Origin of the sequence: Vibrio sp. 10N.239.312.D08 (assembly GCF_041466145.1) — a bacterium.
Classification (GTDB): domain Bacteria; phylum Pseudomonadota; class Gammaproteobacteria; order Enterobacterales; family Vibrionaceae; genus Vibrio; species Vibrio crassostreae_C.
Map to the genome: position 1 here is coordinate 1 of NZ_JBFSSD010000055.1, position 23,854 is coordinate 23,854.

Below are 23,854 nucleotides of genomic sequence, written 5' to 3' on the forward strand. Positions count from 1 at the left end.
TGGTGGGCACAAGTACAAGAGAGTGGAATTAAGCCATTGAAAGAGTTCGCACGAAAACTGAGTCCTTATCTTCACGGTATTATCGCATCGGCAAGTTATCCGCTAAACACCTGCACCCTAGAAGGGATAAACAACAAGATAAAGCTAATCAAGCGAATGGGGTATGGGTATCGAGATACCGACTACTTCTTCTTGAAGATAAAAGCGGCTTTCCCCGGAAAGCCGCGATGAACCTAAAATAATCGGAACAACTAGCCAGCTTAGAAGAACGATAAACCTGATGTTCTATCGCTATTAACTATTAGAAGATCTATCGATCATTATCAGCATCGAACAATATCGTATAAGTAGAGTGACTGATCGCCCCCCTTCCCCTGAATGTTAAACGATGCAATAGAGTTGCTATATTTGATGGATCAAGGCCTTCAAACTAGAGTTTAGGCTGACCAAAAGATCAGGCAATATCCTCGTATTCGATCCCTCTGCCGCTAAACCCCACTATGCTACTCATTATAAAGTCACTGAGCACTCCAGCCAAGAATGCCATAAAGGTTGCCCTAGCATTTTGTTTAGCTATCTACCTTGCGTTGTATTTTAACCTTGAGAAGCCTTACTGGGCGGCTATCGTGGTCAATATATTGGCCATCACTGATACTATTACTGCTGGCAAGAAAAAAGGCATTCTCAGATTGTTGGGGACGCTTTGTGGCGCGTTTGTCGGGCTTTGGTTAATCGCTGTTTTTGGGCAAGATCGATATTATTTTTTAGCAACCATCGCACTGTTACTCGCAATTTGTATATACATGGGTTCCGATCCGGTCATCGGCTATGCTTACATTACGGCATTTATTGTCTGCATCCTGCTGGCGATATCTGGCAGCTTTGATGGTGTAGCTACATTTAATATTGCGGTACTAAGGCTGCAAGAAACCCTGCTTGGCTTCGTGGTCTATACGACCATCTATAGCGTGGTTTGGCCTGAGGATGATGACACACGCTTTAACAACGAAGTCAGTGTTGTTTTAGAGGCGATGTCTCCCCTCATTCATTCACTCGCTTACAATGACTCAGCGCAGCGTTTCCAGTTACACACGAGCTGCGAGTTAAATATTGAAAGCCCGACCTTCAAAGCGCTGAACGATCTGATGCGCCTGCCCGATTTGCATGGCCGTATGCCTGCCAGAAAGCAGTGGAAGCATCAACAGCAAACTCAAGCAATCTGGGTTGCCAAACAGTTACTGCAAAACGCCCATGATCAAGGGGTTGATCACAATGATTTTTCGATACTTAACCAGGCTATGGCTTTTATTGAAGCATCATCGGTTAATGTCGATTACAAGCCCCCTTTTCCAGAGACAGTCAAACAATTCTACCAGGGTAACTTTAAGAAAAAGCGCTTATTTGCCCGATTACTTGACAACAGCCAGCAACGATTAAGCAATACGTTAGTCGGCACAATGAGCTTCATCTCAGCAATTCTAGTCTGGATATATCTACCAATATCATCGGGAAGTCTGTTCATCATTAACAGTGCCATTTGCGCCTTGATATTAAGCAACATGCCTAGGCAAATGATAAAGCACTGGACCATTGGCTACTTAGCCTTTGGGTCACTGTTCCTCATTCAGTATGTTCTGCTGTTACCTTCGATGACCGAAGTATGGCAATTAATGGCATTTTACTTTGTTAATGTCTTTACGGTGTATCGCCTGTTCGCTGGTAATCAGTGGATGGTCTATCGAGTTCTCGGGGGCAACCTATTAGTAATGATTACCATGAGCGCAACGCAACTTGTGCCTGTTTATGACGTCACTACCCCTTTGAACCTACTCATTTATATGATGGTTGCACTGGCTTTCATCCGCTTTTACACCCGCTTAATACACCGTAAAAGTTAACCACTATAACCTCACACAAAGACCACTAAGGCATAAAGTAATGAAAATGAGTAAATGCTCTGCGCTTGTCGTTATCGACCTGCAACAAGGTATCGTTGATCAATTACCGGAAACCGTGTCCCGACCGATCATAGAGAATAGCCTTGCTCTCTGCGATGCATTTGATGATGCTGATTTACCCGTAATTATTGTTAATGTAGCCGGTCGTCCACAAGGCCGAACGGAACTGCAAAATAAAGCGGCTCAGCCTGACGCATCAAAGATCGTATGGGGAGAGGTCATCGAAAGCCTGCGCCTAAACCCTAATTATCGCTATCTAACCAAATATTCCTGGGGTGCATTTACCAACACAGATTTGCAGAAGCAGCTTTGTGAGCAAGGTATTACGGATATTTATCTGACCGGGGTAGCAACAAGTATTGGGGTCGAATCAACAGCTAGACAAGCATTTGAACTGGGTTATAACGTGGTGATTGTCGAAGATGCGATTGCAGATATGAACCCGATGAACCACCAGCACAGCTGCCAAAATATATTCCCAAAACTCAGTGTTTTAGCAAAAGCTCAAGACTTGCTATAACTGTCTCGTCCTAAAATACGTTGACCGTATTTTCATTAAACAATAAAAAGCCGACAGCGAATTAAGCTGTCGGCTGATGATCGTTCTATCTCAAGTACATTCTATCTCAAACAAGAGAAATAGGATTAAGCGTTAGCTTCACGCTCAGCAATGAACTCAAGAGCCATCTTGATGCGAGCGATTACGCGCTCTTTACCAACAAGCTCCATCACTGCATCAACAGAAGGAGACTGACCGCCGCCTGTTACTGCTACGCGAAGTGGCATACCGATTTTACCCATGCCGATCTCTAGCTCTTCACATACAGCTGCAATTACACCATCTTTGATGTTTGCAGTAGTGAAATCTTCAAGTGCTTCAACCTTAGCAAGAGCAAGCTCTAGTGGGCCTTTAGCAACACCACGTAGGTGCTTCTTCGCTGCACCAGCTTCAAACTCAGAGAAATCTTCGTAGAAGTAACGAGATTGCTCAGCAAGTTCGATAAGCGTGTTACAACGCTCGCCAACTAGCTTGATCACTTCAGTGATAGCTGGGCCATTTGTTGTATCGATCTTCTGTGCGTCTAGGTGCCATTGCAGGTATTTAGCAACGTACTCAGGCTCAGAAGTCTTGATGTAGTGGTTGTTCAACCAAAGTAGCTTATCAGTGTTGAATGCAGAAGCAGACTTGCTGATAGCCTTCAGGCTGAAGAATTCAATCATCTCTTCTTGAGAGAAGATCTCTTGGTCACCGTGAGACCAGCCTAAACGAACTAGATAGTTGTTTAATGCATTTGGTAGGTAACCTTCATCGCGGTATTGCATTACAGAAACAGCACCGTGACGCTTAGAAAGTTTCGCACCGTCATCACCAAGAATCATTGCACAGTGAGCGAACGTTGGAACTGGCGCGCCTAGTGCTTCATAGATGTTGATTTGACGAGGTGTGTTGTTGATGTGGTCTTCACCACGAACAACGTGTGTGATACCCATGTCCCAGTCATCCACTACTACTACGAAGTTGTAAGTTGGTGCACCGTCTGTACGACGAATGATCAGGTCATCAAGTTGGCTGTTTGCGATTTCAATGCGACCACGGATTTGGTCATCAAATACTACGCTGCCTTCTTTAGGGTTACGGAAACGGATAACGCACGCATCGCCTTCTTTTGCTGCTTCGTTTGCTGCAACAATTTTAGGGTGGTTAGCATCGTAGCGAGCCATCTCTTTGTTTTCTTCTTGCTCTGCACGAATTTCATCAAGCAGCTCTTTAGACGCGTAGCATTTGAATGCTTTGTCTTCAGCAAGTAGCTTATCAACCATTTCGTTGTAACGGTCAAAACGCTTAGATTGGTAGTAAGGACCTTCGTCCCATTCCATACCCATCCATTGCATGCCTTCTAGAATTGCATCAACCGCTTCTTGAGAGTTACGCTCAAGGTCCGTGTCTTCGATACGTAGAACGAATTCACCGCCTTGGTTTTTAGCGAATAGCCAAGAGTAAAGTGCAGTACGTGCACCACCAACGTGAAGATAGCCAGTTGGGCTAGGAGCAAAACGAGTTTTAACCGTCATTTAAATACCTTGATTATGTAGGTGATTCTTTTAGTGCTCGCCATTACAAGGCCTGCAATAGTCAAACATCACTAAATTTTGGGCGCTATTTTATCACCACCGCTTAAATCTACAATCAGTAGTGAATGATTAATGCGCTGTTGTTGTACGAAAGCCGTTATTGAAAGGCCAATTACGCCCTTAAAGTCGTAAATAGATAGTCTTAGCAAGTAGATTATAGCCGCACATTCTTAATTTCCCTCTTCCATTCCAAACTGAAACCACCAGCTAGCACTCCACCAAGATCAAATTCTTGAATTTATGTTTGACCTTACCCTTACGGGAAGGTTTATGTTAGGCGTAGATGAGAATTGGAGTATCGATATGAACTACTACACAACGGCGCTCAACGGCCTAAATTGCATGGGTTGCGCGAAGAAAGTTCGCACACTGTTTAGCGATCTCGACAGCACGATGATTAATGACATATCGCCGACCTACATCGATATTTCGACTCCATTTAGTTACATTCAGCTCAACGAACAGTTAGCAACGCTTGGCTATTCTATGGGTAATCAGCTGCACCTTTCGCTATCCGGTCTGAGTTGCGGCAAGTGTGTGAGCAAACTGACTAAAGCGCTTGAACAAACTGAGCAAGCCTTAAACCTAGAAGTCAGCAAACAGGAATTATCACTGGTTACTCTGCTTTCTGAGTCTGAGGTGATTAAGCTGGTCGAAAGCCTGGGTTACCACGCAGCTCCCTACTCAGAAGTTAATGAGCCTTTATCTAATTCAGATTCAGAATACGATAAAAAAACAGCGCCAGTGGAGCCGACACAAGATAAACCTGCTGCTAGCCAATATACCTATCACCTTGTTCTTGAGGGAATGACGTGTGCGAGTTGTGTTTCTTCGGTAGAGAAAGCACTGAAAAAGAATGAGTTCGTCGACCAAGCTCAGATCAATCTCGCAGAACAAACTGCCTTGGTTTTCACCTCCAAAACACGAGACGTCATCGAAAGCGCGCTAATAGAATCCGTAAAAACCGCAGGTTATGGTGCAGAGTTCGTTGATGACGCGGCGACTCAACAACAAAAACAGCAAGAACAACAACTTCGTACCCAAAAAGCTTTCCTAAAAAATTCGGTAAGCGCGCTGCTTATCGGTGCTCCGCTGATGGCGTGGGGTCTGTTTGGTGGCAGCATGACTATTGCTACATTTAACGACCAATTGGCTTGGGGCTTAATCGGTGTCGTCTGTTTGGTACTGCTAGCCACTTCAGGTCGTAGCTTCTTCACCAATGCTTGGCAATCACTGATGCACAAGCGCGCGACCATGGATACGTTAGTTGCTTTGGGTACAGGCGCAGCATGGTTCTACTCCATGCTAGTTGTGTTGATTCCGTCATGGTTCCCTGAGGCCTCTCGCCATGTCTACTTTGAGGCGAGTGCGATGATCGTTGGCCTTATTTCTTCAGGTCACTACATTGAAGCCAAAGCCAAAGCACGCACCACTAAGTCTTTACAGGCGCTGATAAACTTACAGCCTCAAAAAGCGGTGGTTATCGTCGATGGTAAAGAGCAAACCATCGCCGTAGAGGCCATCCAAGTTGGCATGCAAGTTCGAGTAAAGCCGGGAGAAAAAGTCCCTGTCGATGGTGTCGTGATTTCGGGTGAATCTTATATCGATGAATCGATGCTGACTGGCGAACCACTGCCCAACGTTAAATCGATTAATGATGGCGTTTCAGCTGGAACCATTAATGGTGATGGCAGCCTGATCATTGAAGCGACGGGAATTGGCTCAAGCACTATGCTGGCTCGGATCATTCAAATGGTTCGCCAAGCGCAAAGCAGCAAGCCTGCGATTGCTAAGCTTGCCGACTCTATCTCTGCCGTTTTCGTTCCAGTTGTGGTTGCGATCGCAGTTTTTGCCGCCCTAGTTTGGTTTTTTGTTGGCCCACAACCCAGTGCAAGCTACATGCTTGTGGTATCGACTACCGTGCTGATCATCGCTTGTCCATGTGCCTTAGGCCTTGCGACACCACTTTCAATTACTGTCGGCGTTGGCAAAGCCGCTGAGTTTGGCGTTCTGATCAAAGATGCCGATGTGTTGCAATCTGCAAGCAAAATCGATGCTGTGGTATTTGATAAAACGGGTACCCTAACCCAAGGTAAACCAAGCGTTCAACAGGCCTTTTACCCTAATCTAACGGAACGGGAATTACTGGCTTACGCTTATTCCGTGGAAGTAGGATCTGAGCACCCACTCGCCAAAGCCGTTTGCCAATATGCCGAAAACCTAGAAGTTTCAGCACTCCCACACAGCGACTTTGAAAACCGCCGAGGCCTTGGAGTACAAGCCAACATTAACGGAAAACACGTCCAAGTCGGCTCTCTTAAATACCTAACCCAACTTGGTATTGATACTCAAATAGGCCGTGACTTTATCGAACTTTGCCGTACACAAGCATGGACGCCTATTTTCATTGCGATTGACCAAAAACTGGAAGGCATATTGGGCATTTCAGACGCGTTAAAAATAGATAGCAAACAGGCGATAGCTCAACTAAAATCCGCCGGAATTCACACTGTGCTATTAACGGGCGACAACGACTCTGTAGCTCAAGCGATAGGTAAAAACGTCGGTATCGACGAAGTGATTTCAGAAGTGCTTCCAGAGCAGAAAGCTCAACACATTGTTCAGCTGCAACAGCAATATAAGAGTGTTGCCATGGTCGGAGACGGTATTAACGACGCGCCTGCACTTGCTCAAGCAGATATAGGCATAGCAATGGGCAGTGGCAGTGATGTCGCGATTGAAAGTGCGCAAATGACGCTACTCAACTCATCGCCATTATCAGTAAGCAACGCGATCGAGCTATCTCAAGCGACCGTGAGAAATATGAAGCAAAACCTATTTGGTGCCTTCATCTACAACTCGCTTGGTATTCCTATCGCGGCCGGTGTGCTTTACCCATTTTTCGGATTTCTGCTTAGTCCAGTAGTTGCAGGGGCAGCGATGGCGATGTCGTCAATTACTGTAGTAAGCAATGCTAACAGGCTGAGATTGTTCAAACCAACTCATTCTAATATTAATAAAAACCATATTCATGAGGTTAACCATGATTCGTAAAATTATGACTCTTACTGCACTCGCTGCAATCTCAGGACAAGCTTTAGCTACTGATGTTCTAAACCACAAATCTCCATACTGCGGCTGCTGCACAGAATGGACTGAACATATGCGAGATGCTGGGTTCGATGTTACTGAGAAGCTCCACGATGATATGAACCCAATCAAGCAGAAACTAGGGATAACACAAGAGCTAGCCTCTTGCCACACTGCAGAGATCGACGGATACGTATTTGAAGGACACATTCCAGCAGATGACATTAAAGCCTTTCTAGAAAACCCACCACGTAATGCGATTGGTTTAGCGGTTCCGGGTATGCCAATGGGTTCGCCAGGCATGGAATATGGCGATAAGAAAGACGAGTATTCTGTGTATGCGTTTAATGAAAAAGGTCAGGTGTTTGAATACCGTCACTACAACGGGAAATAGAACCTAAACAGACCAACACACAGCAATAAAAAGAAGTCATAAAAATAGAGCCTAGCATTCAGTAATCCCAAGACTGTGGTTTACTTGCTAGGCTCTTTGCTTTTGGACAGTAAAGCAAATCTTGTCGCGGCACCAACCGGGCTGTTAGTACCGCTATGTTCCCCTCGCTAATTAGCTAGCAAGCTATTTAGCAAAAAGCTATTTAGCGAAGAAGCTCACTCGGCTAATAATCTAATAGACTAAGCAACCAAGCGAATCAGCTTAGAAGCCGTAAGAAGCACCGAATACGAATGCGTTGTTCTGCTTAGAATCGCCGTTCGCGAAGTCTACGCCGTTAGCTTGGCTACGGAATTCAAAGTAAGGTTGAACACCTTGACGAGTCCATGTTGCACGTAACTCGTGGTCCATCGCTTCAGCATCAATCATGTATACGTTGTTGTAGCTAAGCGCTAGGTCAGCATTCACTGTGTAAGCAATGCGGTTATCCATGCGGTAGTCTGTGTCAGCGTTAGCAGAAGTATCATCAATGTGTGCACGAGTACGGTTGCTAATAGAGATACCGTTGTCGAAGTTGTAACCGATCTTAACTAATGGACGGAACTGAATGCTTTCACCCGCAGAGAATAGATGTTGGTAACCAGCAGCAACCCATAGGTTGTCAGTGATATTGAAAGATTGCTCACCACCTACAGTGATACCAGGAGTAGTATTACCTGCGCCGCCATTTTCAGATTCAAGTTTGCCCAGTTGGATACCATCAAACTCAGAATAAACCGTGAAGCCGCCTAGAGAGTTGTCAAACGTGTGACCAGCTTCTAGCGTAGAAGTCATGTCAGAACCGTGGATACGGCCATCGTCATGAATTTGGATGTTACCCGTTACGTAAGAAGAACCAGCAAAAGCACTAGAAGCGAAAGCAAGAGAAAGAGCACTTAGAGCGATAATTTTTTTCATAGTAAACTGCCTTAGTTTAATTTTTTCAGCGGCACATCTTCGGTACATCATTCACCTTCACCGCTTGAGTAGTTGGTAGCCTCCCTGGCATGAAATCTATGTTGCTCGAATTAATTCGCGTTTAAAAATAAAAGGGACAGCAGAGTGATCCCTCTCACTATCAAAAAAAGACAAGTTATTTAAAGCTTTAAAATCAACAACTTAAAAACATAAAAATTGATAAAAAACTTAAGATGGAAAAATATACAGATCGGGATCACGTGATTTCACGAAGAAAAATTAGATCTAGATAGTTGAATCACATCTGATTTAGAGTTTTTTACAGGGGGTTTATTTTTTGAAGAGAATAATGAGAAGCGCGTCACTTTTGGGATTAAAGTCACCTTATGTGCATTGTTGATGATATTACCAAAGGCGATTTCTATATGTTTCAGTTTTGGATATGCACCTAATTCGCAGTAAACAAAAAGAGCTCCCGTTTTATCTTGAATAAGATAAAGGTCAGGAGCTCTTCTACTAATAGTGCTTATCGATTATTTAACTGAGGTCACTCGACTTACTTTCTCACCACTTTCTGAAATAGAGCGGATGTAAGTCTCACCAGAAACTGATGGACGTTGTTGCTCATCGTATGTTAGCCAGTTTTCGCCATCAGCAGAGTATTGCAGCTCTACACCTGGGAATTGAACGTTCATCGCTAGCTTACCGTCAACAACCTTCGCACCTGGAACTGGTAGTCGGTAATCAATACCCGCTTTTTCTAGCTTAGCTAGCTCACGTTGACCAAGAATATTCGCGAAGCGATTAAAGTCGCTGTTCAACGCTTGCTTATTCACTAAGTTAGTTTCTTGAGAGTATTCAACACCAACCTTGTAGTCGTTTTCCCAATCTGCTCGGTGCCATGCGCGCTCTGCTGCTGCCAATACGCGAGGGAACACCATGTATTCATATTGCTCGTCAGTACGTACTGTTTCTGACCAAAGTTGAGCTGACAGACCGTAGAAAGGTTTCGCTTCAACCTCACCTTTACCAGTAAAACCATTGCCATCACGGTCTAATGATGTTTCTGCGTTTTGTGGCATGTTTTCTGGTGCGAAGCCAAACATCTTACGAGTATCGGTTGCACGTGTTGCCCAGTAGTAACCACGCTCAGCTGCATCAACTTCGTATGGCATATCCATGTATACGTAGTCTGGGTTAGAGACAATCACGTCATACCCTTTTGCTGACCAATCGTATACTGATGAAGTTCCGCCCCAGTAAAGAACGTCCCAGAAGTTCACGCGTGTACTTTCGGTCGCAAATGCTTCCTCGCCTTCGCTGTATTTCAGACCATCTTGCCATGCTTGGAAGTGGGGAATACCCTTCTCAGCAACAATCTTAGAAACCTGTTCTGCGAAGTGGCTTGGTAGATGACCGAAATCGCTTACAGTACCATCAGCGATCAATGACTGACATTGTGGTGATTGTTGGAACGGCTTATCTTGCTTAGACAAATCGATGTTGCCTTTCCAAGCCACTTTATCTTCTGCATTAATATCTTGTAAGCCTGCGCCTAACTTGATGTTTTTCGCTTCATCGCCGCCGAAGTGCCAAGTCGTTAGCGGTACGCCCGCTTCTTGGTGCATTGCCGCCACTTCAGAGATTACTTTATCGACGAAGTGAGTTGATGACTCCATACATGGGTTAATGAAGCTTTGCTTATCGTAGAACTGAACCGTGGTTACATTCGATGTATCTTGCGGATCCATCAAGCGGTATTCGTTCGCTTCTGCTTCTTTGCCTTCCGCCATGAGACGAGTGTAACGCGCTTCCATTGATACCACAGCTGAACGAGCGTGTGCTGGCATATCAATTTCAGGGATAACTTCGATGCTGCGCGCTTTAGCGTAGCTTAGGATCTCGACGTAATCCGCTTTACTAAAGAAACCAGAGCCAAAGTTGTCTGTTGTTGGACCAGAACCTAGCTGAGGCAGTAAGCAGCTTTGTTCATCCAAATCAAAACAACGATTAGACCCTACATCCGTTAGCTCTGGTAAACCTGGAATTTCTAAACGCCAACCTTCATCATCCGTTAGGTGAAGGTGCAGTTTATTCATCTTGTATGCCGCCATTTGATCTAGCGTTGCTAGGATGGCATCTTTTGAGTGGAAGTTTCGAGCAACGTCCACCATCACACCACGATAATCAAAGCGCGGCGCATCTTTAATTGACAGTTGTGGTAATGATTCAGCGTTCTGACTATCTATTAGGCCAAAAATAGACTGAACTGCGTAGAAAGCACCCGTTTTATCAAACGCTTTAATTGCAATCCCCTCTTCCGAGATGCTTAGTTCATAAGCGCCAGATTTCGCTAAATCACCCGTAAACTGAGTAGGAACAACAGCGACACTCACAGGTAGGTCGCCACTCACATCTACGTTTACCACATCTGCACGTTCTTCAATTGCTGCGAATTGCTCAGCGTCGAATGCGTCTTTAGGTAGGGCAATACCACCAGCAATGCTAACTGAACCTTCACCGGCTTCTACCGACATTGGCGTTGGTAGTAAAGTAGTTGATACGTCTTGCGTTGCTAGATCAGCATTCTTTTCAAAACGCGTCACCGCTGTCGCCATTACGTTATTATCATCAGGCGTACGCTTAAGGTTATTACCCTTTAGACCAGTTACGAACGATGCAACATCTTCTGTATTCAATGATGCAATCATCTTAGGTTCTGCGTTTGGCGCCGTCACGAATGCACCTGGCATAAAGTCAGTTTCAAACAGTTGCCAGTATTCACTCGTTAACGGAAGAACCACTTCTTCACCAGCCGCAAAGCCGTCAAATTTTTCAGTAGGTTCTAGCTTGTGAAGGTCACCAGTAACGCGAGTGATCTTAAATTGCTCATTATCAACATCTAAAATAAGACGAATACTGTGGAAGTAGATGCTCCAATCTTTAGAGTCAATCGCTTCACCGTCATTGGTTAGCGTCATGTTCACTTTATTACATGACGCCCATTCAGCACCTAGGTCCTGACAAGCCAAGCCTTCATTCGCACCATGATTAGTTAGAATTTCGTACTGAACATCAAGATTATCAGCCAGTGCATTCACTACTTTTTGTTCTGGTGCTTGCGTTACTGCACAACCTGTTAGGCCAGCCAATACCGCTACAGATAGTAAGTTTCTCTTCAACATCGTATTCACCCATAAATTAAAAATTGAGTAAGAAGCAAAATGGAGCGCTTCGAAAGTTAGATAAACTATATGGGCTTATTTTTTACCGTGAATTAAATCGAGCTAATAAAGTGATCGGCTTCAAATCTCAAAAATTTTTATAAATTTAATTTAAATAAAATCATCAAGTTACAAGCAACGGCACTTCCGTCATTTTAATTTTGACGTAAAATTTGAGAAATGAATCACAATCTTTTTTACCGATTTCATAAAATCGTGTCATTGGTAGTCAGAAAGGATTTAGAGTTTCAGCGTATTATTATACTTTTCGTACAAACAACGTGACATTGTTCTCAAAAAAAACCGTTAAAAAACACCGTCAAAATCGATTTTAACGAGTTTAATACTTCCTTAAGGAGCTCCCTTTGCGTCCACTCTGGTACATGGTTTTATTCGTTCTCGCTTTTTCAGCTAGGCAAGCGGTCGCCGAGCCCCTTTATTGGCAAGCACAAAAGGATGATCTGACACTCACTATCTTAGGTTCAGTGCACGTTGGAGACGAGAGTATGTACCCCCTTCCTTCGGCGATCACCGACGCGCTAAAAAACAGTGATGGCTTAATTATCGAAACGGATATCAGAAAGTCTGATGGCGTTTTATATCCCCGCAACAAACTAACGACTGCCGATGTACTCAATACAGAACAGCTGCAATTATTAACCGACATATCAAAATCATTGGGCATGCCGACGCAACAGCTGCTTAGTTCACCGCCTTGGGCAACTTCTCTCTCCATACAAATGCAGCAGTTAAAAAACCTTGGTTATGGCTCCGCCAGCGGCGTTGATGCGACGCTAGCGAACAAAGCGACTACCCAAGATGTTCCGGTTATCAGTTTGGAGCCTCTGCAATTCCAAATAGACCTGATGACAAAACAAAAGGACGACGGTAAGGAATGGTTAGTCAGTAGCCTAGAAGAATTTGACCAAACGGACCGTGTTGTACATTGCCTCATTGAAAGCTGGAAAGCGGGTGATTTAGCGAAGCTGGAAGCCTTCTCAGAACTGTCAGAGATGTCGCCTGAACTTGAGAAAGCATTCTTAACCGATCGCAACATAGACTGGGCAAACAAACTATCCTCCAATGATTGGAAGCTTAAGACTAAAGGGAACTACATGATAGTAGTTGGTACCTTGCACCTAATTGGAGAAGGTAACCTTATACAGTTATTAGAAAAGAAAGGCTTCAGTGTCATTCAGCAATCACAAAGCCAATCAGCCCAATGTCAATTTGAGACTAGCTAAAAAAGCTAACGATGCTCAACCTCATTTTGTTTTCGTTATAAAAGCATTTCCTTAACAACAGAATCTTTACATTTAATAGCACCATTGCAGTGCTATTATCTTTCGCTCTTTTTACCTATGGCGTTGTTCTAATGAAACCAGTACTTTTTGCTTTCCCTTTAGCCCTCACGATGCTGATGCCCTCAATAGCCTCAGCCAAAGAAACATGCACCATCGAACAGTTTCAGGCGATAGACATACAACCGGATACCAAAGGCGGTGTATTAGATAAAGAAAGTGGGCAATTTCTCATTACAGAGAAACCACCGATGCGCTGCGCCAATATTACGTTCACAACATCTACAACACGAAACCGTATCGCAAGCCAAATGAACAACAATTTTGAAGCAAACTTTTACGACAACCAAACGGGAAGCTCTCACTCGGTGACGTTTGATGAAGATGAAATAAAGGCAGGTTACATTCGAATAGGCCCGAATAAGCCAGCGGAAGCGTATGTTTGTTTTGTTACCTCGGAAACACCGATAAAAGATATTACGTGCGATGTGAATTGATCATTGAGTTGCTTGAAGAAAAAAACAGGGCTAAGGGAAAGGTCCGTTTTCCGCATAGCCCTATTTTGCTGCTTACTCGGTTGCTTACAATATGTCGGCGCTCTCTTCGGAATAACGAGCAATAATTGGATTTTGTAGTGCATTAGGATCGCCCGGCGACCACATTCCACGCTTCATGCCTTTTACAATAAGATGTATTACTGCAGCATCAATCGCTGACATCACAGCGATATTAACGGGTTCATTTTGGCTGTAGCCCATTTCAACTTCTAATAGTTCTTTGTAGTCAACAAACCTGAATGCGCCGAATCCTATCTCATGTGATGAAATGGTTTTTGTCGTAGTCACACTCAACAGAACTTGCCCTGTTCTTACATCAACGGCTCTTAAGTTAACCGTCACTTGATCGGTTCTATACTGTCCTGAACCACCGACCCCAAGATACTTGGCACCAGCCCCACCTGTAACAATATTAGAGTCATAAGCAACAATACCGCCTTCAATAACGATATTCGCAGAGCTCAACGATGTTAAGTCGGCTCCGTGATTGTTCACTACCTTGTCTTTTTTCTGAGCAGCACGAATGATCTTACGTTCCGTCAACAAGTTCTGGAGCCCTTCACGCTCTAGAGGAACAAACCACTGGGAATCTATCAATGCCGTGGTCAGCAAAGACGTTCCACCCTGTGGTACCGCTGTCGAAAAGTTACTGTTTGGCTGAGGTTTATACTGTCCCGTTTGATCTCTAAAATCATAAACCGAAACAAGTATTTTACCGCGAGGCTGAGGTAATGAGATCAGGTCCGTATAAGTCGATCCTCTCGGCATCAACTTTGGCGTTTCAGAAGTCTCTGGAATTTGCATAGAGTAAGTGCACCCTCCCAACACAAAGGTCAAGAAGACGATAATGATCGATTTCATAACACAATCCTTGTGATTAGAGGTCGGGGTTTAATCCAGAGACACTGATTTCTGTCGATTCCCCAGTCTCTTTATCGACGATTTGAACCAACAAAGTCCCGGAGTCGTCAACAATATTGAGGAAAAAGTCATCTGTTTCTAACTGCCCTGTATTTCCGTTACCTACATCAGCAAGCAACTGGCTTATCAAACGAGACTCTAAACTAGACGCTAAACGATCTAAGGCTGATTCTTGCTCATCAAAGATATCCCTTGCACTTGGGTCTTCATAATCATTGATAGCATTAGCGTGATTAAAAAGGTGAGAACTGTTTAAAGCGTTTCCGCCAAAACTTGGATTTACGGGCGTATAAACTAATTCGCTTGAGTAAACCGAAGGCGAAACTATCAGCGCAATGAGCGCGGCCTTTCTGAAAAATATCGACATCCTTGGCTCCTTAAAATTCATCATGGTCTAGATCGTAAGTGTCCTGAAAGATCCGTTCCGCTTGCCATCGGATGATGTAATTCCCAACCACTCGTGTTGCATCGGCAGCGCGTTCTTTCGCTTGTCTACGACCAGGGGACAACGCCGTACGGAAGATCGGTTTTCTAGAGTGTTGAACCTCTATGATGCTTCCTGATAACGCCGTTGGCCTTTCTTTTACCGTCAAATTTTCCTTAAGGTCGGGATAACTATCATTGAGCGATTGCGAGAAGAAAAAATAGAAATCCTCTCCCAACCGCGTAATGGTTCTGTCCACAATGATTCCATCGACTTCACTGAAGTCATTGAATTTTTCCTTAAGATTATTTGTCGAGTCCTCAAGTTTTTGTCCATTTTCTAAAGGAGCAGCATTTTCAAGACCATGACTCTTTTCTTCTGCATGAAGAGCAAAGGAAAGCAGAGTTATTGTAAGCAGCTTGATTTTCATATGTGCTCCCATTCAAAGTCTATTTACAAAATGAGAATGTGATTCGTTGAAACTGAATAAAGCGTAATTCATGCTTACAGTGGCATATATAAACTTTCGAATTAATTACTGAAGGGAATTGATTAACTAAGGTTGGTAGGATTCGGTCAAATACTAATTAAATTTCATATGAACAACTAAATATTTTCAACTTTAAGTTTATAGCTGTTCGTAAACTCAAGGCCTAGGATTTCGATAAGACAAAGGTTCACTCATTCCCTACGCAGTTTATTTTCGTAGGGATCATAATCACGAACACTTTAAGGTAAAGATGATGGTAATTGGGAAAGCATCACTTATCAGCTTAACTTGTTTATATTTTTTATCAGGAGGTTTTAATAATGCTATCGCGTCAGATATAGAAGGGGATTTTTTACATAATGTTAATCAAGATATAGTCAATGATTATAATTATTTAGAAAGCTTCTCTTCTGGAGATTTAGATAATTATTCAGAATTAAATATATCTAATGCTACTAATTCAATAGCAATAATAAAGCAACGCACTCCTGGTATTACCGCGAACAACAGAGCGAAGATAACGCAAAGCGGAAGTTCTAACTCCGCATACATTGGTCAAACAGGGCGCAATAATACCGCCTTAATAGACCAGAATGGTTCAAATAACGATGCCGCAATTGGGCAACTCGGAGTAAATTCTGAAGCGCTTATTTCACAAGACGGGAATAACAATTTAGCAGTTATCGGACAAGCTAACTTCTCAAGACAGAGTAGTCAGCTGAGCATTGACCAAAAAGGCAATGGCAATACTGCTTATTTGGTTGGTTCTGGAAGAAGTAATTTAGGAATTTCTCAAGACGGCAACGACTTTGCTTTAGTGAAAGCGTCTAGCTCAATGAGAATTCACATCAATCAAGCCAATTAGCGCGCAGTATGGAAAGCTTGATTCACCGTTGCTTCTCGATGAAGTAACAACATAGTCGACATGGAAATGTATAAGGATACAACTTATGAAAGTTACACAAATTGGAATTATAGTCGGTGCTATTCTGAGCTTTAATGCAGCATACGCAGATAATTTACCTGCTCCTTTTCCAGCCTCTGAGCCAGCGTTGGGGACAATAGAAGGAACAACCGATCTTGGCATATCATCGACAGTAGCCGGTATTCAACCTTTAGCGATGGATAATACTGCCGTTTGGCAAATGGGTAGTGGCGATAATGCCAATGTCACCATTAACCAGAACACGTCTGGTGTTACTGATGGGCATGTTGCACTAGTTGACACACATGCTAGCTATAACTCTGACGTAGTGGTTCAACAAGATGGCAATCTCAATGAAGCTCACGTTAAGTTACGCTATGTAAACAACAACGCCTGGGTTGATCAAGATGGTGTTAGTAACCAAGCCCAAATTACAGTTCAACCTTATGGTCGAAGCAATGATTTACGAGTTACACAAGTGGGTAACGAGAACATCTCTGTCGTCAATGCTCTAGGTGGTGCTGACTACAATGAAGCTGATGTGAATGTCTCTGGTAACTCCAATACAACCTATACCGAGTTTAGTAACGCGAGTGTTGATAATAATGATGTAGACATCGATATCAGCGGCGATAATAACTATGTTCAAACGATAGTCAACACCGATGTTGGTGGTGGCGACGATAACTATGTCGATATCGATCTCGTGAGCAGTAGCGATAACCGAGTATTCACGTTACAAACAGGATCTCATTCAGATGCCATTGTTAGCTTAACAAACAGCAGTTCAAACCAATTTATGATTGAACAAACCTCTTATGATACTGCTCTCGTTTCAGGTAATGGCGCAATTGGTAATGTCGGTATAATTTATCAGAATTAATATGATAAAGAGTGCATATATTAAAACGGCGTTGATCGCCGTTTTATTTATTTCTTTCCATTTTAATGGATTTTCTTCTGATTTAAATTCAGTACAGTGCCTGATAAAAAATAAAAGTCTTATTCTGACCATAAATAACAGTGTGGCATCTTCATTAACGTTGAGTACGAACACCAACTCTAATTTCAACCAGAATACGAATAGTGGTATTACAACGTTGATTATTAATATAAATCAGTTTCCTGCCACTATAAAACTTCACCCAAACAAGGGGATCTGGAAAATTCATAAAGACTGTACAATCAATAAAATAAAACCATAAATCTCGGTAATTCCCTCTTTCTACTTAAGTATTATTTTACCTTCGACAATACTATTAAATTAATTTCATAAATTTGATGAATAATTAGCTTTAAAAATTAGCAAAATAACAATACGTGCTTTAAACTAAAACACCTAAAGTTCAAGTAATGAGTTAAGAAAAGGAGTTCCACATGGCTAAACTGGAGGCTCATAACACCATTTTACTTGCGGAGAACAATTTACAATCGATACTACTAAAAGAGTCTATAGAACAGAAAGTTAACCTGAACATAAAACTCATATCACCGGAAAGGCTCAGTGCTAAATCCCTAAAAAACGATGACTTAGTTCTGATTATTATTGATTTCCCGACAATGAGTAAGCAATACATTGAGAAATACCAGGAGCTCAGAGATGACGTAGCAAGTGATGTCCATGAAGTGCTACTCAATACACCAGGCGATTTCCCGCACTCTGAAATGCTTAAATGGCAGTATCTTGTCGGCATTTTTTATACGTCGGACACGCTTGAAAAGCTCGTGGCCGGCTTTAACTGCATTTTGCAAGGCGAGATGTGGATGAGTAGAAAGCTCATTTACCAGTACATTAGCTTCTACAGAGAGAGGCAGTGCGCGAAAACCAGTCCTTATTACCTCAAGCTGACCAAACGCGAGCAGCAGATCATTAAGTTACTCGGTGATGGAGCATCTAACACTCAGATAGCAGATACCCTCTATGTCAGTGAGAATACGGTCAAAGCACACCTTCACAACACGTTTAAAAAAATCAAGGTGAAGAATCGCTTACAAGCTTTGATCTGGGTTAAGAACAACGTTGCGACAAATGAGTTTGTCCAATAGACCTAACTCTCTGCCCTCAACCATAAACAGTCAATGCAGTTAGAATGTAGAAATCCCAAATACAAAAAAGCCGTAGCATTTCTGCTACGGCTTTTTCTAATGTGGTCGGTGAAGAGGGATTCGAACCCCCGACCCTCTGGTCCCAAACCAGATGCGCTACCAAGCTGCGCTATTCACCGAGATATCTAACTGGCTCATTGCCTGTCGATGGAGCGTATAATACGGGTTCTGAATTTATCCGCAAGGGCTTTTTCTCATATTTATTGCGATTTTGAATCGTTCGAACAAAAGACATACAACAACGAGCATGGTGTGACGAAAAACACACAGTTACCAACAAGTATTTAACTTATGAAACAGGATTGATCCAGATCAGTGAATTGATAATGCTTGTTAATACACTAAGCCATGTCATATAACTTTGAGGTATACACATGGACTTTTGGCTAGATCTCCTATTTGGTAATGCGGTGGGACTATCTTCAATGATAGTAATCTTCGGGGCTCTGGGTCTCATGATGTTTTATGGAGGCTTCTTCATATACAAAGTTATGACTGAAAAATCTCCTCACTAGAATCGCTCTGCCTAAATCATTTACTTTTAAGTATTCTTTTACTTTATAAGTAAATGTCAAAACGCTTTGCACCGGAGCAGACTTATTGTCTTCTCCGGTTTTTTCATTTTTAAACCTAACCTCAACTTAGGTATACTTACCCTATCCTTCTCCAACTTGAGATACACACTATGTCTCATGATGATGACTTAGATCTATTCCAAGAAATGATGGGCGATGTTAAACGTATCGACCATGACACCGCTGAACACCAGAAAGTACACCGAGTCACCGAATCTCACCTTGCTAAGCGTGAAGCCGCTATGTGGCTGTCTGACGACGAGAAAGACTACTTATCATTAGACTATTCGCCAATGATCAAGCCAGACGATGTTGTTGCTTATAAAAAAGACGGTGTACAAGAAGGCGTATACAAAAAGCTGCGCCTAGGAAAATACCCTATTCAAGCCAAGCTCGACCTTCATAGGAAAACACTGAAAGACGCACGTAACGAAGTGCTTTCATTTTTGCGTCAGTGTTTAAGAATGGATGTTCGTACCGTCATCATTGTTCATGGTAAGGGTGAGCGTTCGAATCCACCTGCAATGATGAAAAGCTACGTGGCAAATTGGCTAACACAAATCAACGACGTTCAATGTGTTCATTCTGCTCAGCAATTTCATGGTGGTACGGGCGCAGTCTACGTAATGCTCAGAAAGAGTAATGAGAAAAAGCTAGAGAACAGAGAGCGCCATCAAAAACGCACCAGTTAACTGGTTGAAACAGATAAGTACACTGATAGCGAATTGCATCAAGATCGATATTTCGTGCCTAGACTCACACCAAGTGCTAAAATTGTCCTCAGTTAACGAATCCCAACTCAAAGCAACTATCCAAAGGTTGCTTTTTGTTTATCTATATTTCCGTTGTGAAACGCTAAGAGAATATCATGTCACAAGAATCCCAAGCTAAACGCCTTAATAAATACATCAGTGAAACTGGTTTTTGCTCACGCCGCGAAGCCGACAAACTCATTGATGCAGGCCGAGTTACTATTAACGGTAAGATCCCTGAAATGGGTACCAAAGTCTTGCCCGGTGATGATGTTGAGATCGACAATAAACCTGTTCGCTCAAAAGAGAAGCCGATCTACATTGCTCTTAATAAACCAACAGGCATCACCTGTACTACTGAACGTGATATTCCTGGCAACATCGTCGACTTTATCGGCCACCACAAACGTATTTTCCCTATTGGTCGTCTAGATAAGCCTTCTGATGGTCTTATCTTCTTGACCAACGATGGCGACATCGTAAACAAAATCCTACGTGCAGGTAACAACCACGAGAAAGAATACGTGGTGCGTGTAGATAAGCCGATTACGACTGAGTTCTTGAAGCAAATGGGCGCTGGCGTTCACATTCTCGATACAGTCACTTTGCCATGTAAAGTAGAGAAAGAGACTAAGTTCTCATTCCGAATTACGCTAACACAAGGCCTTAACCGCCAAATTCGCCGTATGTGTGAAGCGCTCGGTTATGAAGTATTTAAGCTGCGCCGTGTTCGTATTATGAACATCTCATTAGACGGTATTCCTAACGGGAAATGGCGCTACCTGAGCGACGAAGAGATCACTGAAATTTTAGCGATGTGTGAAGGCTCTGTAAGTACTGAAGATGCATCAAAAATGAACGCGAAAGGTCAACGCATTCGCAAGGCGACAGACGCAAAACTTTTTGATAGCCGTGAAGAAAACCAAACTTCCACAGCGCGTCGTAATCAAAACGAGAACCGTACTCGCACCTATCGCGGTAATAATGCGGATGAATTCCGTCATGCGCCTAACTCGAAACGTGGCCGCAATTCATCGAATGGTGAAAGCGGTGGTAATACCGAGAACTGGAAATCGAACTCTCGTTCAGAGCGTTCTAATTCAGATAGAAATCGTTCGGATCGCAATCGCACAGATCGCGATAATACCGATCGTAGAAGCGGGAAGCCGGCAAACCGCAGCCAAGATTCAAACAGACCGAACAAACCTGCACCAAAGCGTGTTGGTGGTACTTTAGGTCTGAAGAAGTAGTCTGAATCAGTAAGACGAGACTCTCGATATAAAAACGCCCGCTAGATTAGTCTAGCGGGCGTTTTTGTTGGTCATTCGATAGTTTTATCATCATGACGACGACAATCTATAAACATAAATCAGCAAACTGGCCGCGAGTCAGCAGTGTTAAGTCTTTTGGGTCTAATTCAATCTCTAGCCCACGCTTACCTGCACTCACACATATCGTTTCAAAATCTGTCGCACTGGAATGAACGAAGGTAGGCAGTGCTTTCTTCTGTCCAAGCGGACTAATGCCACCAACAACATAGCCCGTGGTTTTCTGAGCAATCTCAGGATCGGCCATCTCTGCTTTTTTGCCTTTCGCTGCTTTAGCGGCAAGCTTTAGATTTAGCTTCTGGTCGACAGGAATAACCGCAACCGCCAAATCTTTCGCCACACCATTCAAGCAGAACAACAGCGTTTTGAATACACGTTTGGGATCTTGACCAAGCGCTTCAACGGCTTCTAAACCATAGTTCGTATTATTGGCATCATGATGGTACTGATGCACGCTATGAGCGATTTTCTTTTTCTTGGCGAGATTGATTGCTGGGGTCATAACAAATCCAAACGATAGATAAACAAAAAGCGACGCCGAGGCGTCGCTTTAGTTAAATTTATCATGGTGCTAGAGTCAATCTAATTTAGCACCTATTGATACAATTGCTTGGATTCAATTACTTGTAAACCATTTGGCCTGAAGGCGCGTACTTGTTCACGTCAACCGGGCTGTTTGCTTCTAGGTACTCTTTCAGTACTTCAGCATCAACAAAACCAGTATTTACGTAACCTGGGTGATCAGACAGTTTAGGGTAACCGTCACCACCAGCAGCGTTAAAGCTTGGTACTGTGAAACGGTAAGTTTCGTCTAGACGAAGCTGTTTGCCACCGATGAATACATTCGATACTTCACCGTTCGCTACTGTCATAGAGATACCAGCAAACTGAGCGTAAGCACCAGAATCGATTGGTTTAGTCGCTACTACATTTAGGTAATCCAGAACTTCTTTACCCGTCATGTCTGTGTAAGTCAGGATGTTTGCAAAAGGCTGTACCTTCAGTACATCTTTGTAAGTAACATTACCGGCTTCAATTGAGTCACGAACGCCACCAGAGTTCATCACAGCGAAGTCTGCTTTTGCACGCTCCATGTGAGAAGTCGCAATCAAACGACCTAGGTTGGTCTGTTGGAAACGAACGACGTTACGATCGCCTTCAAGCTTGCCATTTGTCTCAGCGATTTGAACTTCTAGCTGTGCCTGACCTTGCTCTTGGAAAGGACGTAGGAATTCAAGTAGCTCTGGGTCTTGTGCGATTTCATCTTGAATAAGAACACGTTGCTTCTTACCGTCGATCTTAACTTTCTTCTTAAGGTTAACTGGAATCAGGTCGTAGCTCACCATCTCTAGCTCGCCATTACGGAATTCGTAATCAGCACGACCTACGTACTTGCCCCACTCGTGAGCTTGAACGATGTAAGTACCGTTCTGTACGTCAGGCTTACACTCATCACCCGGCTTGAAGTTTTTCTTCGCAACGTTAGGGCCTTCCATACATACAGGCTCTTGAGAGTGACCACCAACGATCATGTCTAGATCGCCTTCGTTTAGGTAACGAGCAAGTGCGACGTCACCCGGAGCATTAACACCACGTTGACCGTTCTCATAGTGACCCATATGAGTCACAGCAAAGATTAGATCAGGTTTTTCTGTTTCTTTAAGTTCAGCGATTAGCTTCTTCGCTTCTTCTTTAGGATCACGGAAGTCGATGCCTGCGATAAATTCAGGGTTACCAATCTTTTGAGTATCTTCAGTTGTTAAACCAATAACCGCAATCTTGATGCCTTGCTTTTCGAACATCTCGTAAGCTTGGAACTTACGTTCACCTGTCGCTTTATCGTAGATGTTTGCAGATAGCATTGGGAAGTTAGCCCAGTCGATCTGCTTTTGTAATACGTCTAAAGAGTTATCAAACTCGTGGTTACCCAATGCCATGGCATCGTAACCAATTTTGTTCATACCTTTAAAATCAGGTTCTGCGTCCTGAAGGTCTGACTCTGGAACACCCGTGTTGATGTCACCGCCAGATAGAAGCAACACGCTACCGCCTTCTGCTTCAACTTCTGAACGAAGTTGGTCAACTAGCGTTTTACGTGCAGACATGCCGTATTCGCCATATTTATTCTGCCAGAAACGACCATGGTTATCGTTTGTGTGAAGAATCGTTAGCTTGTAAGTTTCGTCTTGGTTCCAATCATGAGCTGATTGAGACGCACACCCAGCTAGAGTAGCTAGAATTGCAGCACTTAGTGCTGTCTTTAGAATAAGGCGTTGCTTCATTGTCATACCTTTGAACTTTTTAGGGAATCCACTGCTTTTTATAATCTATTGCGACCCCTTTCCTGGAGTTCGAACAATAAGACTTCAACATGACTAATCTTAAATTAACATTCTAGATGTAACACGACGATTTCATATTTATGTCGAATTGGTCACGCATAGGTCAACAGTTAAGTGTAACAAAATTATGAGATTACACTCAAACTTCCCCTGCATCACAAGCAATCGTTTACTTACAAAGTGTGATGAATATCAGTAATTTACTGCAAACAGGACTGACCTCACACTCATATAAGAGTTTCTTAGGTAATAACCCGCCACGTTAACAACTCTTTAAATGAACGGTTTATGTTCGGCTGATTTTACGAGATAAAAAAAAAGCCCAATTCAGAGAACTGGGCTTTCTTAGATCAACTTTGTTAAATAACGTTTCCGTTACT

At 43.1% G+C, this 23,854-nt stretch carries 21 protein-coding genes and 1 tRNA gene; 13 read left to right on the plus strand and 9 right to left on the minus strand.

All coding sequences use genetic code 11. The features are described 5' to 3' along the window. The 3 genes from AB6D58_RS21020 to AB6D58_RS21030 all read left to right on the plus strand — a co-directional run. A partial coding sequence (locus AB6D58_RS21020; RefSeq protein WP_136982389.1) for a transposase occupies nt 1–231 on the plus strand: 231 nt, incomplete at its 5' end. Between the two features lie 269 nt (nt 232–500). After that, nucleotides 501–1,898, plus strand: a complete 1,398-nt coding sequence (locus tag AB6D58_RS21025; RefSeq protein ID WP_372158364.1) for an FUSC family protein — start codon at nt 501–503, stop codon at nt 1,896–1,898. 46 nt (nt 1,899–1,944) lie between these two features. After that, entirely contained in the window at nt 1,945–2,478 is a 534-nt protein-coding gene (locus AB6D58_RS21030; protein WP_240698162.1) for an isochorismatase family cysteine hydrolase, read from the plus strand. Between the two features lie 125 nt (nt 2,479–2,603). Here AB6D58_RS21030 and gltX read toward each other — a convergent pair whose 3' ends face one another. Next, a complete protein-coding gene (gene gltX / locus AB6D58_RS21035) occupies nt 2,604–4,031 on the minus strand; it encodes a glutamate--tRNA ligase (RefSeq protein ID WP_017064147.1) in 1,428 nt (475 codons plus the stop codon). 330 nt (nt 4,032–4,361) lie between these two features. On the opposite strand from gltX, the gene AB6D58_RS21040 reads away from it, so the two are divergent. Next, nucleotides 4,362–7,145, plus strand: coding sequence for a copper-translocating P-type ATPase (locus tag AB6D58_RS21040; RefSeq protein ID WP_372158366.1), 2,784 nt, complete (start codon nt 4,362–4,364; stop codon nt 7,143–7,145). Continuing rightward, on the plus strand, nt 7,135–7,575 hold the full coding sequence (locus tag AB6D58_RS21045) for a DUF411 domain-containing protein (RefSeq protein ID WP_017064149.1): 441 nt from the start codon (nt 7,135–7,137) through the stop codon (nt 7,573–7,575). The genes AB6D58_RS21040 and AB6D58_RS21045 overlap by 11 nt, the downstream gene beginning before the upstream one ends. A 261-nt stretch (nt 7,576–7,836) precedes the next feature. Here the strand turns inward: AB6D58_RS21045 and AB6D58_RS21050 are convergent, their stop codons facing one another. Continuing rightward, nucleotides 7,837–8,529, minus strand: coding sequence for an oligogalacturonate-specific porin KdgM family protein (locus AB6D58_RS21050; protein WP_017064150.1), 693 nt, complete (start codon nt 8,527–8,529; stop codon nt 7,837–7,839). Nucleotides 8,530–9,062: 533 nt separating this feature from the next. Continuing rightward, nucleotides 9,063–11,714 (minus strand): beta-N-acetylhexosaminidase, encoded by a 2,652-nt coding sequence (locus AB6D58_RS21055; RefSeq protein WP_102321501.1) that lies wholly within the window; start codon nt 11,712–11,714, stop codon nt 9,063–9,065. A 404-nt stretch (nt 11,715–12,118) separates the two neighbouring features. Here AB6D58_RS21055 and AB6D58_RS21060 point away from each other — a divergent pair, with 404 nt between their 5' ends. After that, nucleotides 12,119–12,997, plus strand: coding sequence for a TraB/GumN family protein (locus AB6D58_RS21060; RefSeq protein WP_102321502.1), 879 nt, complete (start codon nt 12,119–12,121; stop codon nt 12,995–12,997). 131 nt (nt 12,998–13,128) lie between these two features. Beyond that, nucleotides 13,129–13,551 (plus strand): hypothetical protein, encoded by a 423-nt coding sequence (locus AB6D58_RS21065; protein ID WP_102321503.1) that lies wholly within the window; start codon nt 13,129–13,131, stop codon nt 13,549–13,551. Between the two features lie 84 nt (nt 13,552–13,635). Here the strand turns inward: AB6D58_RS21065 and AB6D58_RS21070 are convergent, their stop codons facing one another. From AB6D58_RS21070 to AB6D58_RS21080, 3 genes are read right to left on the minus strand one after another with little or no spacing between them, the layout of a single operon-like run. Next, nucleotides 13,636–14,472, minus strand: a complete 837-nt coding sequence (locus AB6D58_RS21070; RefSeq protein WP_372158368.1) for a CsgG/HfaB family protein — start codon at nt 14,470–14,472, stop codon at nt 13,636–13,638. Nucleotides 14,473–14,488: 16 nt separating this feature from the next. Next, nucleotides 14,489–14,899: a curli assembly protein CsgF gene (locus tag AB6D58_RS21075; RefSeq protein WP_102333662.1), complete on the minus strand. Its 411-nt coding sequence runs from the start codon at nt 14,897–14,899 to the stop codon at nt 14,489–14,491. Between the two features lie 10 nt (nt 14,900–14,909). Further along, nucleotides 14,910–15,386: a curli production assembly/transport protein CsgE gene (locus AB6D58_RS21080; RefSeq protein ID WP_017064155.1), complete on the minus strand. Its 477-nt coding sequence runs from the start codon at nt 15,384–15,386 to the stop codon at nt 14,910–14,912. 310 nt (nt 15,387–15,696) lie between these two features. On the opposite strand from AB6D58_RS21080, the gene AB6D58_RS21085 reads away from it, so the two are divergent. From AB6D58_RS21085 to AB6D58_RS21095, 3 genes are all read left to right on the plus strand, one after another. Then, nucleotides 15,697–16,311, plus strand: coding sequence for a curlin subunit CsgB (locus AB6D58_RS21085; RefSeq protein WP_372158371.1), 615 nt, complete (start codon nt 15,697–15,699; stop codon nt 16,309–16,311). 85 nt (nt 16,312–16,396) lie between these two features. Next, complete coding sequence (locus tag AB6D58_RS21090; protein ID WP_102321506.1) at nt 16,397–17,254, plus strand: curlin; 858 nt, start codon at nt 16,397–16,399, stop codon at nt 17,252–17,254. Nucleotides 17,255–17,748: 494 nt separating this feature from the next. Continuing rightward, nucleotides 17,749–18,417 carry a LuxR C-terminal-related transcriptional regulator gene (locus AB6D58_RS21095; protein WP_102321508.1) on the plus strand — a complete coding sequence of 223 codons (669 nt, stop codon included), beginning with the start codon at nt 17,749–17,751 and terminating at the stop codon, nt 18,415–18,417. Nucleotides 18,418–18,519: 102 nt separating this feature from the next. Here the strand turns inward: AB6D58_RS21095 and AB6D58_RS21100 are convergent. Then, nucleotides 18,520–18,596 (minus strand) — tRNA-Pro (locus AB6D58_RS21100). Between the two features lie 255 nt (nt 18,597–18,851). Here AB6D58_RS21100 and AB6D58_RS21105 point away from each other — a divergent pair. From AB6D58_RS21105 to rluF, 3 genes are all read left to right on the plus strand, one after another. After that, nucleotides 18,852–18,992, plus strand: coding sequence for a DUF3149 domain-containing protein (locus tag AB6D58_RS21105; RefSeq protein ID WP_017062321.1), 141 nt, complete (start codon nt 18,852–18,854; stop codon nt 18,990–18,992). Between the two features lie 170 nt (nt 18,993–19,162). Further along, nucleotides 19,163–19,744 (plus strand): DNA endonuclease SmrA, encoded by a 582-nt coding sequence (smrA, locus tag AB6D58_RS21110; RefSeq protein ID WP_017062320.1) that lies wholly within the window; start codon nt 19,163–19,165, stop codon nt 19,742–19,744. Between the two features lie 176 nt (nt 19,745–19,920). Continuing rightward, nucleotides 19,921–21,054 carry a 23S rRNA pseudouridine(2604) synthase RluF gene (gene rluF, locus AB6D58_RS21115; protein WP_372158373.1) on the plus strand — a complete coding sequence of 378 codons (1,134 nt, stop codon included), beginning with the start codon at nt 19,921–19,923 and terminating at the stop codon, nt 21,052–21,054. A gap of 106 nt (nt 21,055–21,160) precedes the next feature. Here the strand turns inward: rluF and ybaK are convergent, their stop codons facing one another. Beyond that, nucleotides 21,161–21,634: a Cys-tRNA(Pro) deacylase gene (ybaK, locus tag AB6D58_RS21120; protein ID WP_017069618.1), complete on the minus strand. Its 474-nt coding sequence runs from the start codon at nt 21,632–21,634 to the stop codon at nt 21,161–21,163. A 118-nt stretch (nt 21,635–21,752) separates the two neighbouring features. Further along, nucleotides 21,753–23,414 (minus strand): bifunctional UDP-sugar hydrolase/5'-nucleotidase UshA, encoded by a 1,662-nt coding sequence (ushA, locus tag AB6D58_RS21125; RefSeq protein ID WP_017064163.1) that lies wholly within the window; start codon nt 23,412–23,414, stop codon nt 21,753–21,755. Nucleotides 23,415–23,854: the final 440 nt, after the last annotated feature.